Source organism: Devosia neptuniae (assembly GCF_025452235.1).
GTDB lineage: Bacteria > Pseudomonadota > Alphaproteobacteria > Rhizobiales > Devosiaceae > Devosia.
On record NZ_CP104965.1, the window covers coordinates 3964250 to 3977019 of the forward strand.

Here is a 12770-nt window from a genome sequence, read left to right on the forward strand (position 1 = left end):
TGCCCAAGGCCTTCGACCGGATCAAGAAGGCCGTCAAAGCACCTGAATGGGTGCCACCCCGGATGAGGTGAGCATGCGCGAGTATCGCGTGATCGACTGCCGCTCCATCGTGATCACACCGGAGCATACGATATCGGCGGCCAGCCCTGAACAAGCTGTAGCAGACGCCCTTGGTTTGAAAGTTATTCGAGGCGGCCCCTCACGGAACCTCGTGGCACGGGTTTATTGGGACGAACGCGGCATGACCAATATGGTCAGGCTGTATGTTGCCAGCGACGGCCAACGGAATGGCGTTTAGGGCGTGTAGCCCGCGTCAGACCCGCAAAGGGCTTCACCCTTGCGGACTTCGAGGAAATGCAGGATCGATGGGCCGGGATCGGCGTTGCCCGTGGTGGAGCCGGACACCCGAACGATGTTGGTGGTATTGTTGACGTTCGTGCCGACGACCGGGGCAGCGCTCTTCCCGACCATGACACCATCGAGGTAGATGCGGGTGTAGCCGTCCGCGCCTCGATCCATCATGAGTTCGTGCATTCCGGCGGTTATGGGCGCCGGCAGCGAGCCATTGGCAACCGTGTCGACGATATTGGCCGAACCGCCCGCGCCGGGGCAGAAGCGGCCCACGATGGCATTGACCGCGTTGATGCTGATCATCCATGCCCGCTGGTTGCCGCTTGTGTTCCAGAACGCCACCAGGAATTGCTCAGCCGAGCTGTTCCAGTTGGCCTTGGTGAGCCTCATCTTGACGGTAAACAGCCCGTCGAAAGTGAATCCCTCGCGGTTCGGGAACACAATGTGGTTGGCAAGGCCACCAAACTGGATGCCGCCGGCGACGACGGCCGCCGTGCCCTGTAAGGTCATTGCCGGAGCGCCTGCGGCGGTATCAACCGGCGTGTCGCCGGGGTTCAGCGCCGAGCCGTTGAATGCCAGCCTGACAATCACCGGAGCCACATAGATCGGCGTGGCCGACTTCAGATCCCCGGTTACTCCAAAGCCGATGGCATTGCCGGCCCGCAGCTCAACGTCATACTCGACGCCATCGGTCAGGCTGGTAATAACGCGCGGTCCCGTGCCAGTGCCGGCCATGGTCACCCACGCGCCGCCGTCAATGCGATACTGCAAGGACGTGATGACCGATCCCCCATCGCCGGGGCGCTCGATGACATTTGCCACCAGCTGCCCCGAAATGTTGTTCGAGGCGAGCGTCCACTGACCAGCCGTAAATTGAGCTGGCGCCATGGGGTCACCCGAAATGCCGGTGATGATCGACCCGGCCTCAAGGGTGTTGTGCATGACGGAGCCCGCCGACAGTATGATGTCGGGGGCGGTGAAGGCCATCGTCCCGTTTTGGCCTTCAATCGCCAGGGCCGCGATCCCCACATCCCCGCCGCTGGCGATGAAGCCTGAGAGACTGACGCTACCGCCATTTGCGGTAAGGTCGTTCCCCTTCAGCCAGGCATGGTGCGTCGAGCCACCGCCGCGACCATGCGGAGCAATGGAAACACAGTCCTCGAGCAGGATCGGGCCGCCATAATTTTGGTTGTCGATCACGCCGCCCCAGACGCGGAAATTGCGCTTGTTGCCGTTGGCCGTCACGCGCCGAACAATGGTGCGCTCCGACTTCAGGTCCAGCCCGCCATCGGTGCAACCGTAGAAAGTCGCGTCCTCCACCAGGATGTCGTAATTCGTGCGCTCCGACGACATGCCGTCGCCATTGAAATACGTGGTCAGGGTGGAATGGGCGTTGCCAGCGGAGCCGCGCCGAACAATCAGGCCATGCGCGTTGTGTTGGCACTCGATGCCGACGGCGAAATTGTCCTTGTCCTGCCAGCGGCTGTCGAAACTGAAATCTTCGATGGTCCAACCCGAGCAGTCACCGTGGAAGCGCACGAACTTCTTGGAGAAGCCCTCCCCTGTCACCCGACGCAGGGTCAAATTGGTCACCGCACTGGTGATGCTGGTGTAAAAGCCGTCGCGGACGTTGAAGCCCTCGCAATCCTCGAAAAGGAACCCGGTGGCTGCTATGCCCGACCAATCGATAATGCGCCCAAGACGCTCAAAACGCAGGTTCTTGAAATCGAGATAACTGATGCCAGCGGCGGCGCTGAACGAGGTATTGCCGCCATACCCCGATGTATCGAGCGGCACGACTGGTTCGGACACGGGGGCGACCCAAGCCGTACGATTGCCAACAATCTTGGCCTGCGCAGGATTGCCGTCACCGTCCATGCCAGTGATCAGCACTCTGTTTCCAGCAGCACCGGCCGCTGACAGGGTTATAGGAGCGGTCTGGGCATAGTCCCCCAGATGGGAAGCGATGGCCACCGTGCCGCCTGGCCCGGCTTCAGCAATCATGGTGTTGATGCTGGTCAGCGCCGCCGCATTGGCCCAGGACGTGCCGTCGCCACTTCCCTGGGCGGTCGGCGCGATATAGCGCAATTCGCCAGATGCGCCCCCGACGACAGGCAAGCCGCCTGTTTCCACGAAAGTAACCGCCGTTCCGAAGCCGTTTTCGGCCTCGATGACGGGCGTGCCAAAGCCGTTCGTCGCTTCAGTTACAGGCAAGCCGCCCTGAGGGACGGTGACGATGGGCCACGGCATGAATTACTCTCCGCAATGAGGATTGTTGGCGCTAGCGACGCGCCTGCCCCTTGGGGCGGAACAGCCGATAGAGCGGCCGAAACAGCAGCATCAGAACGATGCAAAGACCGACCAGAGGCCAAGTCCATTCGGGGGTGTTGGCGAGCAGGCAATCGAGCAACGTGCCGTCAGTGCCGCCAAAATCATGAACGTCGCAGCAGGCACGGATGGAGAAGAGCCATTCCGCCCACTGAAAGCCCGTGCAGCCGTCGCCGGTTTCAAACATGGTCCAAGCCCTCAGTCGGTGGGCGCGAGCAGTTCGGCAGCGCGGTCCTCACCGAATAGCTGCGTCATCGCCGCGTTCAGAAGCGCATAGAGCTCATGCGCCTGGTCGATGTGGGTCGCACCCTCATAGATGCGCCGAATTCGCACGGGCTGGGCAGCCAGCACCATTTCCATCTGTTCGGCCTCGTCGTCGGTGGCTCGTTCCCAGATCGCGTTTTTGGCAATCCGGGTCAGCTCGGCCGGCGGGTCCTCGGGTTCGGGATCGAGGATCACAAAGACGCCGGCGTGCTGGTAGACGATGCTTTCGACAAGAGGATGTGCAACCGGCTTTGGAATGCCCACCGTCTTGGCGTGGGCTGTCAGCGCCGCCTTGAATGTGGCCACCGCCGCCGCGATACCGGCTTGCCCGCCAAGCGCAGCGGCCGTTGCGAAGGGAATTTCAAGGGACATCGGTCACACTCCGGCAAAGATGATTTTGTTGAGAATGAGGGTGGGTTGCACGTTGAGGTGTTCGGCCCCGCTACCCACAGATGACGTGGTGAAGCTGTGCGAGTGGTCGCCGTTGGTCGAAGTGGTGAAGCCGCTATTGGAACTCGGCGTGGGACTGTTCGCACCATTCGCGCGCGTGGTTTCGCCTGTCCATCCAGAGCCCGTATGGTTGTGCGCGCCGTTGCTGCTGGTGTTGCCCGTATGATTGTGCGACGGCAAATGGGCAATGCTCAGGGCTACCCCCTGCACACCGCCGGCCGCACCCATCACCGTGCCGTTGAGCCCGTAACCGGCAGTCAGGCGTCCAGCTGCGCCGCCACCCATATCGTCTCGGCCTGCAACCACACGCCCGCGCAGGTCAGGCGTGCCGAAGGTCGTGACGCCATCGCCCGCGCCATAGGTCGTACCCCAGGCCGCAAAGAGCTTCGGGTAGGTGGCGCGAGAGAGGTTTTGGCCGTTGGGCCAGATGCAGCTTGGTGGAAGGGCAACGCCCGCAAAGTCGAACGCAACGCCAACGAAGAAATCGAGACCGATGTTTGCGCGTGCCTGCTGCTTCTGATCGGCCGTCAATGTCTGAGCAGCGCCATACGACACGACCTTGAGTCCGGTGGCGCCGCTAAGCTCGCTGGTGCCGCCCGTACCGCCAGAACTGACCGGCCGGGCCGTGTTTAGATCGGTCGTCAGGTCATCGACGAACGCATTGAACTTTGCGCTTTCGATGGTGGTTTCAGTGGTCGCGCGTGTCCCCGGAGGCGGCGCATAAACCAGGCTTCCGTCTCTTGGCATACTTGCCTCCTAGTTGCTGAAAATGCTGTTAGCGCCACTGTTGAAATTGTTGCCGCCACCGCTCGAGTTGCGATCGTGCGCGGGCCTCATCAGGGTCTTGCCGCTGGCAAGCGCTGCGGCGATGCTCTGCGCTGTGATCGGACCGCCAATGGCCTGGCGGTTGGCGCGGTACGCGTCCATGTTCTGGCCACTGTGATAGGCGGCATCGAACGAGCGGGATGGACTGCCACGTGAACGCATTAAGGTCACAGGCGTAGCCCCTGCCCCGCTGGCCGCGTAAGCCTGCGTGCCGCCCGGCTGGAAACCTTCGATGATTGTTGGTGCCGCGCCGATGTTCTTGGCCATCAGCGCCCTGGCGATAGCAGTGCGGTCCGCAACTGTAGCAATGGGCTTTACGGCCTGTTGGACGGCGTTTCCTGCCGCAGCCATGATGTTGCCGGCGCCGGTCTGGATCGCTCCCAGCAGCCCCGGTTTTGCAGCCTTCATTGGAGCTGCGCCCGTGGCCCCGTGCTTAGCCGCATAGTCCAATAGGCTGGTGCCGTAGGCATCGGAGGGATTGTACTTGCCGCCGGTCTTGAGGAACTTTGCCGCACCACCGATGCCGCCCAGATGCGCCATGGCCCGAATTGCCTCGGGGGTGATGGTCGCCCCGCCGATGTTTTGGCCGAGATAAGCATTGAGCCCCATGGCTTCGGCCTGGCGGTCAATGTCCGCAAAGTGCCACGACTCAACCGCCTGCTGCGCGGTTGGATCGGCCATGAACTGGCTTGGCGTCATGCTGGCCGGAATGATCCCAGCGTTCTTGGCGTCCTCAAGCCGGGCTTGCCCAAACTGCAACCTGCCGAAATGGCCCGTTTTGCCGCCGGAGCCGACTTCGCTGTTTTTGGCCGCCCAGTTGCCGCCGCTCTCGGTGCCGATGAGCGATGACAAGAAGGCGTCACCCGCATTGTTTGCGGCCATTGTTCACCTCAAATAAAAGCCCCGGCTTGTGACCGGGGCTGATAGCGAATACGTTTCCCCAATAAATACTTGGGGGACTTCAATTGAATAAGATCGTTTCCGCGCTTTTCGCGCTGCCTTTACTTGCGTTCGTCGCCGCATGCACGACGACAAACACCGTTCCACTTACGCCCGATACTTTCCGCCTGGACACCAACGCATCGGGTGTATTGTTCACGGGCTCGGCTGGCTCCGATACCCTTCTCAAGGCAGCGCAGATCACCGCGCAGCGCGGATATTCGCACTTCCGTATTTTGGACGGCGCTTCAGGGTCGGGCACGGCATATACCGGCACCTCGATCAATCGCATCGGCAACACCTGGCTGGCCAATTCCAACTACACACCCACCCAGCAGGTCAGCGTGGTTGTGCAGATGGTCAATGGCCCGCAGAACGGCGCCTGGAGCGTGGCCGAGGTCATCGCCAACAAAGGCAAGATGTTCTAGGATCGCCTTATGAAACAGATCGACCAAGACCCAGGTGCCTACCGCTTTCAAAAACCAGATGGCTCCTGGGGGCAGCGCGTCGACAAGCGCTTGTGCCGTTGGATGGGTATCGGTGGCTTGGTCGTCGCGGCTTGGTTTGGGACCGCCTACGCGAGAGACGGCGGCGACCCCATAAGCGCCTTGCTATTTGTGGTTATGGGTTTTGTAGCGGGCGCATTGATCACGCTCTCGCTTAAGTCGCTTAATTTTGATTGACCAACAGGGGCACGGCCGACGATCCGACCTTGCCCCTATTTGCAACCAGCGCCGCGATGATCCGATCCACATATTCTTGAGTTGGCTGCCCGGCGAGCGCCGCCGCCATGCGGGAGTTGACCGCTTCAGATCGGGCCCGAGCCGCAGCATTTGCCGCTGACTGAGGCAGCTTCAAAAGAGCATCACCAATAAGGCTCTGCGTTGAGCCCAGACGCATCGGCTCCACTTCCCTCTGTGCAGCGGTACGAGCTGCCGTTTCGGAGTTGTGCAACACCGGCTGAGCCGTCGCGGCATAGGTGGTTTCACGCTCCAGAATATTCAGCAGCGCGTCGGCCTTCTCCTGTCCAAACACCGTGGCCAGCCGCTCCCGGTTCCACGAACCATCGCCCTTCATCGCGTCCTTCAGCGAGGTCAGGTTGTTGGCCTTGGTCCCGATCAGCCGTTCGATTTCCGCCCGAGCGCCTTGCGACACCCGGAATGGGACACCCGACGGACCAATGAACAGCTCGCTGGCCGGTGCTGGCGACATCATGTCGACCACTTCAGCGGGGACCGGCGCTTCCTTGCCGACGCCGAGCACGGAACTACCCTGCCCTACGGCGGTATTCTGGCGGCCGAGGTCTTCATACCGAGCATCAACCTGCTTTAGCCCGGGCACGCCCGAGGCCAGAATGTCATCCACCTGCTGGCGGGCCGATGTCAGCGCAGCAATGACCTTGTCGTTGGTTTCGCCCTGAAACATGCCGTCGATTTCTTCGCGCATGGCGAAGACCCGTGACGGGTCACTGGTCAGGCTGACACGGCCATTGTCATCGGTCTCGTTGAGAAAACCGCGAATGCGATCGATAACGCGGCGGCGTTCACCAATACCGTAGCGCCGAGCCATATCGTCGAATGTCTCAGCCAGCGGCCTTGTGTTGACCGCACTGGCATTGCGGAACACCTCTTCATATTCGGGCGACATGGCCTGCTGCCCAGTTTTGATCTCGGCCTGCACCCGCGACGGGACAGGCGCGGGCCCAAGGGTCGCGTCAACGTCCGAGCGGATGCGCATATTGGTGCCCTGCTGGCGCTTCACCAATGCATCGCGGATGATGGACTGCCCCTCACCCGGCAACGACGCAATTGCCGCTGCCTGACGGGTGAGATTGGGCCCAAGATCAGCCAGGACCGCATCGGGCCCCAGCGCATCGAGCAATGTGCGGATCTGAGCAGGATTGATCCGATCACGCTCGACATTGCGAGCGATATTCGCGGCCGGCTTGCCAATACGTTGACCGAACAGTGCCCGGACGATGGGCGCCAGAGCGCGTTCGGCCAGCGGGCTTGCAGCGCCGATGCCAGCGCCCCAAAGCGCTTTCCACTTCGCTTCGTCCCAATTCTCTCCGCGCGCCAAACTATCGCCGCCCGCAATAGCCCCGCCAGAAAGACTACCAGCCATAAGGCGCTGCCAAAGTGGACCGGCCATGCCGAGCGCACGGCCACCAAGCTCCGTGGTACCAACCGACATAAGGGGACCGACTGCACCGGCAATCTGGCCAGCGGCGGCGGCCTGCGGCTGGCTCTGGTTCTCCAACTCTCGGACGCGCGCAGCTTCATTCCGAAGCACCTCGGCCGGTTTGCCGGTAAACTGCGATGCGAGATTGGAACCGACATGGTCGGCCGCAGCGGTGGTCAGAGGGCCGAGAATGGGGATGTTTTCGGCAAAGTTATTGGCGAATGCATTGATGACATCGGCGCCGGGAATGGGCGACTGATAGCGCGCAGGCGCGGGCTGAGCCGGCTTGGTGCCGGGGATCGGCAGGTCCAGATAGTCATTGCGGGCATCGGTGCCGTCATAGCGCGGGGCAGCATCGGGCGGCAGCTGCTGCGGCTGGGCTTGGGCCACCATGCTCTTGTAGGCAGCGGCCAGCGCCCGCGCATCATCGACATTGCCCGCGGCATCTGCCTTGCGCAGCGCGTCGGCAATCTGCTCAAGGGTTGCCATCAGTTATACTTCTCCAGCAGAGCATCAATGTCCGATGGCGCCACGGTGGACTGCCCCGGCACAACCGCCGGATCGGCCAGGTCTGGCGGAGACCACTGCTCGTAGGGCGAAAATTGCGGAATGATGTCGTCAGGGTTGATCCGGTACCGGTCGGCAATGCCCTGATATTGCTGCATGTCCTGCTTGAACATGCCGTCATACCCGCTGATCCGGCTATAGGCTTCATCCAAGATGGCCTTGCGCGTTTCGGGCGTGAGTTTCGCGCCGCCATTCACCGAAGCAATCCAACCCTGCAGCCAGTCCGGAAGCGACGAGGTGTTGCTCACCATCACCATTTCGCCTTCGCGCACCACGCTGCCGGGGTCCATGATCTTGCCCAGGCCATAGACAAGATTGAGGTCCGATGCCTTGGTGTCCGTGCCGGCCGTATCGACCATGGAGCTATAGATGGGCAGCGCCTGGGCGTAGTTCTTGTATGACGGCAGGCTCTGGATTTCCTTGCGAATTGCGGTTGTGTCGCCAAAGTCGACGGCGGGCAAAGCACCATCGCCGGTGGGGCTGACAAAGTCCTTGGCTTCCGTGTCAAACACCATGCCATTGCCGACATTGATGTACTGCTGGCCGGAGTCGGTTGCTGCCTTCGCCTCGATCAAACCGTAGTCGTGCTTGAAGTTGGCTTTGCGGTCAGCCGCGGCCTGCGCCGTCTCCGCCTCGCGGTCGGCAACCTGCCATTCCCGCTGCATACCGAAACGCTCGTCCTCGCGCGACCATTGCGCCTGCTGCTGGGCTTCCTGCCTGGCCCATGCGGCTTCCTGCTGCCGCTGGCTCATCAGCGCGTTGACGATGGCCGTCGAGCCCGGATCGGAGGCGACCCACTCATTGCCCAGCGCACCAGCAATTTCACCCATGCCGGCGTTCGGATTGGCGGCCAGCGCCGAAATGATCGCCTTGCGACCCTTCACGCCTTCGGCCTCGGCCTCGTCTGCCTGGTTGCCCTTGTGGTTGGCCACAACCTCACGCGCGAGGCCGCCCAGCAGGTCAAGACCATTGCCGGGCACAAACCCCTGCTTCATGCGGATGGCGTCGGCTACGGCGCGACGGCGCTTGACCTGTTCTGGCGACAGGGCTTCGCCGCCCTCGCCCCACTGAAATGGGTTCAAGGTTGCCATTATGCAGCCCTCCGCATTGCTGAAGTCCCGAGGCGCATAAGGCCGGGATAATTGACCTTGCGGTAGCCGCTGGGGTCCATCTCGACCAGTTTCGGGTGCTTCTTCTCGACTTCCTGAGCAAGCACGCCCACTTCGTGCCGGCCGGTGTCCTTGCGATCATATTCGACCACGCGGACCCCTCCGACTTTTTCGCCTGTCGGCTTGATATTCTTCTTCAGGCGCGCATCGGAGAACGAGAACATGCCTAGCGCCGCACTGCCCAGATTGAACAGGCCGCCCATGGTGGCACTCTGCCGCTGGTTGTAGGTATTGAGCTTGTTCTGGTAGTCGGAATTGATGAGGCCAGCCACGTCAGTGCCAGCAACGCCCGACTGTGGTGTGGCTCCGAACTGCGGCGTTTGCACCTGCGAGCCACCGGCCAGCGCCAGAATTTCATTGAGGGGCTGGGTGCGCTGCAATAGCGCCTCCTGCACGGCCTGATTGCGGCCCGTCAGCAGCAGTTGGTTGCGGGCGTCGTTCTCGCCCTCCATGACCTGCTTGATGGCGGTGTCGTAGGCTTCAGAGCCCAACTTAATGCCCCGGCTCGCAAGGCTGGCCTCGGCCTGTTCCCGGCGCTTGGCCAGTTGCGGATCAAGGCGCGCGCTCGCCAGCTCATTGATCCGGCCTTCCACGGCCGCATTGTCGAGACTGAAGGGCTGACCCAGCAGGTCGTTGATGCGCCCCGACTGGGTCTTGGCCACATCGGCAAGGTTCTGGCTGGTGGAAACGCCCGTATTGTAGAGCTGCTGCTGTTCTGGCGACAGCGCCGTGGTTTGTTCAAAGCGGGGCGTACCGTCGGCCCAGGTGCCGTTCTGCTTATAGGTGACGCTACCGGTCGGGCCATATTGGTTGATGGCGTTGAGGCCGGTCTGCGTGATAGCAGTTTCGCGGTTGGAGGCCGACTGTGCCGCTGCCGTCTTGATCGGGTCCGGCGCGGCCGGAGCTTTAGGCTTGCCCATGTGTAGACCTCGCAAAAGAGTGCTGACGCCATTGGTCGTCGGTCAGCGAGAAAATCCATTCAGCTTCATCCCGGCCCCGCAGCCGGGGGATCAGGACGCCAGCAAATCCGAAGCGCTCGGCAATGCGGACCATGCGTTCGTTGCGCTCGGAAACCCGCATTACGACCATCTGGCAGCCGATCTGATCGAAGGCATAGGCGAAGATGGCGCGCAGCATGCGCGGGTGCAGCCAGCGCGGGCTGGTGCCGGCACTGGACATCTCGATCACGCCCGCCTCTGGCGCCCAATTGTGGAACACCGTGCCGCCAATCAGCTTGCCGCCCTCGACAACGCCTATGGCTACCGGATTGAGGAAGCCCCGTTCACAGCCCGGAATTTGCCTGGCCACCCAATCCGCCACGGTCTGGCTGTGCCCATAGAGCAGATCGATCAAACGACCAGGCCTCCGACCTCATAAGTCAGTTCGAACATGACGAGTTCGGCGGCCGGCGAAACCAGCGATCCGCTGACCACCAACAGCATGGGCGCATGGGTAAAGCCGCTAAGCCCGATATCTTCCCAGCGCGTCTGCGCCGTGAACTGGTTCAGCCCGATATCCCACTTGGCCACGTCCCATAGGCCAACGTCCCAGATGGCCGGGGAATCCGTGCCGGAAGGCGCAGCATTGGGATAGGCGGGGTATTCCAGATCATAGTCGGTCGAAACCCACAGCTTGGGCGTGAAGGCTGCCCGGCTGCGGAATATGGCGCGGCCCTGCATAACCGTCTTGTGCTGGCCAATGCTGCCCAGGTGATCGGCATGCCCGACATAGGTGTGATAGATCAGCGCGCCGTCGTCGGAGCCGCCAATATCGGCCTGCATCAGCTTGCCGTTGCTGGTGCCAAAGAACACGTTGTCATCGTGCAGGCCGAAGCACTGCGTATCCCAGCCCGTGACCTTCGCCCAGGCGCCGGTTTCAAGATTGACCGCAAAGCAGATGGCCGGCGTGATGCTGTCGGCACCGGTTACCGGGCAACTCACAAAGGCAATGCCGCGGCTGGTCCATTTGACGATTTCCCAAGGCGCACTGCGCCGGGCACGCGCTTCAGTGATCCAGTCGGGCTGAATATTGCGGCTGACTGCCGCCAAGGCTAGCGCCGCCGGGTCTTTGGTCTGGATAGCCGACAGCGGGATGATGCCGATTTCTGTCAGGATCAGCAGATCGCCACCAACCGGCAGGAATGCCTTTTTGCCAAGCGGCGGCGCGGCGTCATAGCGGCCCACAAGCCCCCACTCCGCCGCCACGGCCGGATCGCCCTGATAAACCGCAACCTCGCCTAGCGTCGAGACAAACACGATCTTGTCGTCAAGGCCGTCGCCGGCATCCATTGACCAGGTCGCAATGAACAGCAGCGAGCCGCCGTTGCGGAACACGCCGGAAAGGGTGTGGCGATTTGCAACACCACCAATGGCGTCAATGCCAAGGTACCAGGCGTTCATCGTGCCGCCCTCAACCATCCAGACGCGGTTGCGATAGGTGCTGAGCTGCGAAATCGAGCTGGTGTTGACGCCGCTGATCTGGGTGGCCGGATTAGCGCCGGTGGTGATCGCCAACCAGGCGGCGCCGTCATAGCGCTGAATGGCGTTCGTGCCGTTCGCGACGAGCATGAAATTGCCGCCGGAGTTCGCCACGTTGACGGAGGAATAATAGTTGCTGGTCTGACCCGAAACGTCGGCGGCCGGCACAATGGCCGGGTCGGCAGGCGAGGTCATATTGATGATCTTGCCATCGACGCCGCCGAACATGCGGCTCATCGATCCGCTGACATAGCTCATCAGGCTTTCGAACCTGACGCCCAGCCCTGCCCCGGTGCCATGCTTGCGGCTGCCGCCGCGCATCCTGATGCCCGTTGTGGTCGGGAACCAGTTTTCCAGCACACGCGCCGCGCCATCAGGCGCTGCAGCGAGATTGGTGCCAGAGACCCAGCCGCGCGTCGGAGAGATAAAGGGCTTGCTCTTCATGGCAGGCGCTTTGAAGCGCTGCGCTGGAACCCTGCGGCCGCGATTATAAGCCATCAGTTGGGCACCACCGTGCCGGGAAAGGCGTATTCCATGCCCGTGGGCAGCCGCTGCTCACCGACGACGAGGATATTGCTGCCCTTGTCGGCGCCGGCCGTGGTGGCCAAGGCGTCCTGGTAGTCGGCCATCGCCTCGGCATAGTCCATCTGGTGGTCTTGCTTCCACCGGTAGATCATGGCGAGCCGCAACAGCCGCTCATCAAGCCGGAATGTATCGGTGTCAGCCGTGAATTCGGGCTTCAACACCAACGCATTGTCTTTCACGATGTTCGAGGTGAGGTAGTAGAACTGCGCCGTGTCCCCCAGGCCCATGGGCGAAGTGGCCCCCCCACACGGATCTGCACCAGCCCGCCTAGAATGGTCCATGCGCCGACGACAGGCTGAAAGCTCTGCACCTGCGTGCCCAGCCACGTGTCGCTGTCTGGATAATAGGTGAATGGCGAGTTGGGAGACGCCGAAGGCCACAGCTTGGCCTTTTTCAGCATCCGCTTGTAGTCGTCGGGGAACGGAAAGCCGAGCGTGGCGCCGTCCCCCGCGAAGGTGCCAAGGGTCTTGAGCATCGTCCAGTCGCGCCCGCTATCGAACGCAATCATGGCCGCAACGTCATTCACGGTGTCCTGCAACCGCAATTGGGTCGGGGACGTGCCGCCGAACACCTGATCGGGCCGGGCAATCCCCATGCGTGAGGATGCCCGCTGGATGGCGCTCAAGACCGTCAT

General features: G+C 62.1%; 15 protein-coding genes. 3 read left to right on the forward strand and 12 right to left on the reverse strand.

The annotated features are described in order from the left end of the window. The first annotated feature begins 73 nt into the window (after positions 1-73). Positions 74-298: a hypothetical protein gene (locus N8A98_RS22260; RefSeq protein ID WP_262168584.1), complete on the forward strand. Its 225-nt coding sequence runs from the start codon at positions 74-76 to the stop codon at positions 296-298. Here N8A98_RS22260 and N8A98_RS22265 read toward each other — a convergent pair. From N8A98_RS22265 to N8A98_RS22285, 5 genes are read right to left on the reverse strand one after another with little or no spacing between them, the layout of a single operon-like run. Next, positions 295-2601 carry a hypothetical protein gene (locus N8A98_RS22265; RefSeq protein WP_262168586.1) on the reverse strand — a complete coding sequence of 769 codons (2307 nt, stop codon included), beginning with the start codon at positions 2599-2601 and terminating at the stop codon, positions 295-297. The genes N8A98_RS22260 and N8A98_RS22265 overlap by 4 nt on opposite strands. A 31-nt stretch (positions 2602-2632) precedes the next feature. After that, positions 2633-2866, reverse strand: a complete 234-nt coding sequence (locus N8A98_RS22270; protein ID WP_262168587.1) for a hypothetical protein — start codon at positions 2864-2866, stop codon at positions 2633-2635. Between the two features lie 11 nt (positions 2867-2877). Then, on the reverse strand, positions 2878-3315 hold the full coding sequence (locus N8A98_RS22275) for a hypothetical protein (protein ID WP_262168588.1): 438 nt from the start codon (positions 3313-3315) through the stop codon (positions 2878-2880). 3 nt (positions 3316-3318) lie between these two features. Continuing rightward, entirely contained in the window at positions 3319-4140 is an 822-nt protein-coding gene (locus tag N8A98_RS22280; RefSeq protein ID WP_262168589.1) for a phage tail protein, read from the reverse strand. Positions 4141-4149: 9 nt separating this feature from the next. Beyond that, positions 4150-5100 carry a hypothetical protein gene (locus tag N8A98_RS22285; RefSeq protein WP_262168591.1) on the reverse strand — a complete coding sequence of 317 codons (951 nt, stop codon included), beginning with the start codon at positions 5098-5100 and terminating at the stop codon, positions 4150-4152. An 83-nt stretch (positions 5101-5183) separates the two neighbouring features. Here N8A98_RS22285 and N8A98_RS22290 point away from each other — a divergent pair, with 83 nt between their 5' ends. Both N8A98_RS22290 and N8A98_RS22295 read left to right on the forward strand, forming a co-directional pair. Further along, entirely contained in the window at positions 5184-5585 is a 402-nt protein-coding gene (locus N8A98_RS22290; RefSeq protein WP_262168592.1) for a hypothetical protein, read from the forward strand. A gap of 9 nt (positions 5586-5594) precedes the next feature. Next, positions 5595-5840, forward strand: a complete 246-nt coding sequence (locus N8A98_RS22295; RefSeq protein ID WP_262168595.1) for a hypothetical protein — start codon at positions 5595-5597, stop codon at positions 5838-5840. Here N8A98_RS22295 and N8A98_RS22300 read toward each other — a convergent pair. The 7 genes from N8A98_RS22300 to N8A98_RS22330 are packed head-to-tail and all read right to left on the reverse strand — an operon-like array spanning position 5827 to position 12770. Further along, positions 5827-7827 carry a hypothetical protein gene (locus N8A98_RS22300; RefSeq protein ID WP_262168596.1) on the reverse strand — a complete coding sequence of 667 codons (2001 nt, stop codon included), beginning with the start codon at positions 7825-7827 and terminating at the stop codon, positions 5827-5829. The genes N8A98_RS22295 and N8A98_RS22300 overlap by 14 nt on opposite strands. Then, positions 7827-8996 (reverse strand): hypothetical protein, encoded by a 1170-nt coding sequence (locus N8A98_RS22305; RefSeq protein ID WP_262168598.1) that lies wholly within the window; start codon positions 8994-8996, stop codon positions 7827-7829. Before N8A98_RS22305 ends, N8A98_RS22300 begins: the two co-directional genes overlap by 1 nt. Continuing rightward, positions 8996-9994, reverse strand: coding sequence for a tail fiber domain-containing protein (locus N8A98_RS22310; protein WP_262168600.1), 999 nt, complete (start codon positions 9992-9994; stop codon positions 8996-8998). The genes N8A98_RS22305 and N8A98_RS22310 overlap by 1 nt, the downstream gene beginning before the upstream one ends. After that, complete coding sequence (locus N8A98_RS22315) at positions 9981-10427, reverse strand: GNAT family N-acetyltransferase (RefSeq protein WP_262168602.1); 447 nt, start codon at positions 10425-10427, stop codon at positions 9981-9983. The genes N8A98_RS22310 and N8A98_RS22315 overlap by 14 nt, the downstream gene beginning before the upstream one ends. Next, entirely contained in the window at positions 10424-11995 is a 1572-nt protein-coding gene (locus N8A98_RS22320; RefSeq protein WP_262168604.1) for a hypothetical protein, read from the reverse strand. The genes N8A98_RS22315 and N8A98_RS22320 overlap by 4 nt, the downstream gene beginning before the upstream one ends. Positions 11996-12048: 53 nt before the next feature. Then, positions 12049-12363, reverse strand: coding sequence for a hypothetical protein (locus N8A98_RS22325; protein WP_262168605.1), 315 nt, complete (start codon positions 12361-12363; stop codon positions 12049-12051). Continuing rightward, the gene (locus N8A98_RS22330; protein WP_262168607.1) at positions 12312-12770 is read right to left on the reverse strand and encodes a hypothetical protein; all 459 of its coding nucleotides are present in this window, start codon (positions 12768-12770) and stop codon (positions 12312-12314) included. Before N8A98_RS22330 ends, N8A98_RS22325 begins: the two co-directional genes overlap by 52 nt.

What these genes read in the sequence shown, in the direction of transcription:
- N8A98_RS22260 (WP_262168584.1), top strand. Translation starts at nt 74, where the DNA reads ATGCGCGAGTATCGCGTGATCGACTGCCGCTCCATCGTGATCACACCG.
- N8A98_RS22265 (WP_262168586.1), bottom strand. Translation starts at nt 2,601, where the DNA reads ATGCCGTGGCCCATCGTCACCGTCCCTCAGGGCGGCTTGCCTGTAACT.
- N8A98_RS22270 (WP_262168587.1), bottom strand. Translation starts at nt 2,866, where the DNA reads ATGTTTGAAACCGGCGACGGCTGCACGGGCTTTCAGTGGGCGGAATGG.
- N8A98_RS22275 (WP_262168588.1), bottom strand. Translation starts at nt 3,315, where the DNA reads ATGTCCCTTGAAATTCCCTTCGCAACGGCCGCTGCGCTTGGCGGGCAA.
- N8A98_RS22280 (WP_262168589.1), bottom strand. Translation starts at nt 4,140, where the DNA reads ATGCCAAGAGACGGAAGCCTGGTTTATGCGCCGCCTCCGGGGACACGC.
- N8A98_RS22285 (WP_262168591.1), bottom strand. Translation starts at nt 5,100, where the DNA reads ATGGCCGCAAACAATGCGGGTGACGCCTTCTTGTCATCGCTCATCGGC.
- N8A98_RS22295 (WP_262168595.1), top strand. Translation starts at nt 5,595, where the DNA reads ATGAAACAGATCGACCAAGACCCAGGTGCCTACCGCTTTCAAAAACCA.
- N8A98_RS22300 (WP_262168596.1), bottom strand. Translation starts at nt 7,827, where the DNA reads ATGGCAACCCTTGAGCAGATTGCCGACGCGCTGCGCAAGGCAGATGCC.
- N8A98_RS22305 (WP_262168598.1), bottom strand. Translation starts at nt 8,996, where the DNA reads ATGGCAACCTTGAACCCATTTCAGTGGGGCGAGGGCGGCGAAGCCCTG.
- N8A98_RS22310 (WP_262168600.1), bottom strand. Translation starts at nt 9,994, where the DNA reads ATGGGCAAGCCTAAAGCTCCGGCCGCGCCGGACCCGATCAAGACGGCA.
- N8A98_RS22320 (WP_262168604.1), bottom strand. Translation starts at nt 11,995, where the DNA reads ATGAAGAGCAAGCCCTTTATCTCTCCGACGCGCGGCTGGGTCTCTGGC.
- N8A98_RS22325 (WP_262168605.1), bottom strand. Translation starts at nt 12,363, where the DNA reads ATGGGCCTGGGGGACACGGCGCAGTTCTACTACCTCACCTCGAACATC.
- N8A98_RS22330 (WP_262168607.1), bottom strand. Translation starts at nt 12,770, where the DNA reads ATGACGGTCTTGAGCGCCATCCAGCGGGCATCCTCACGCATGGGGATT.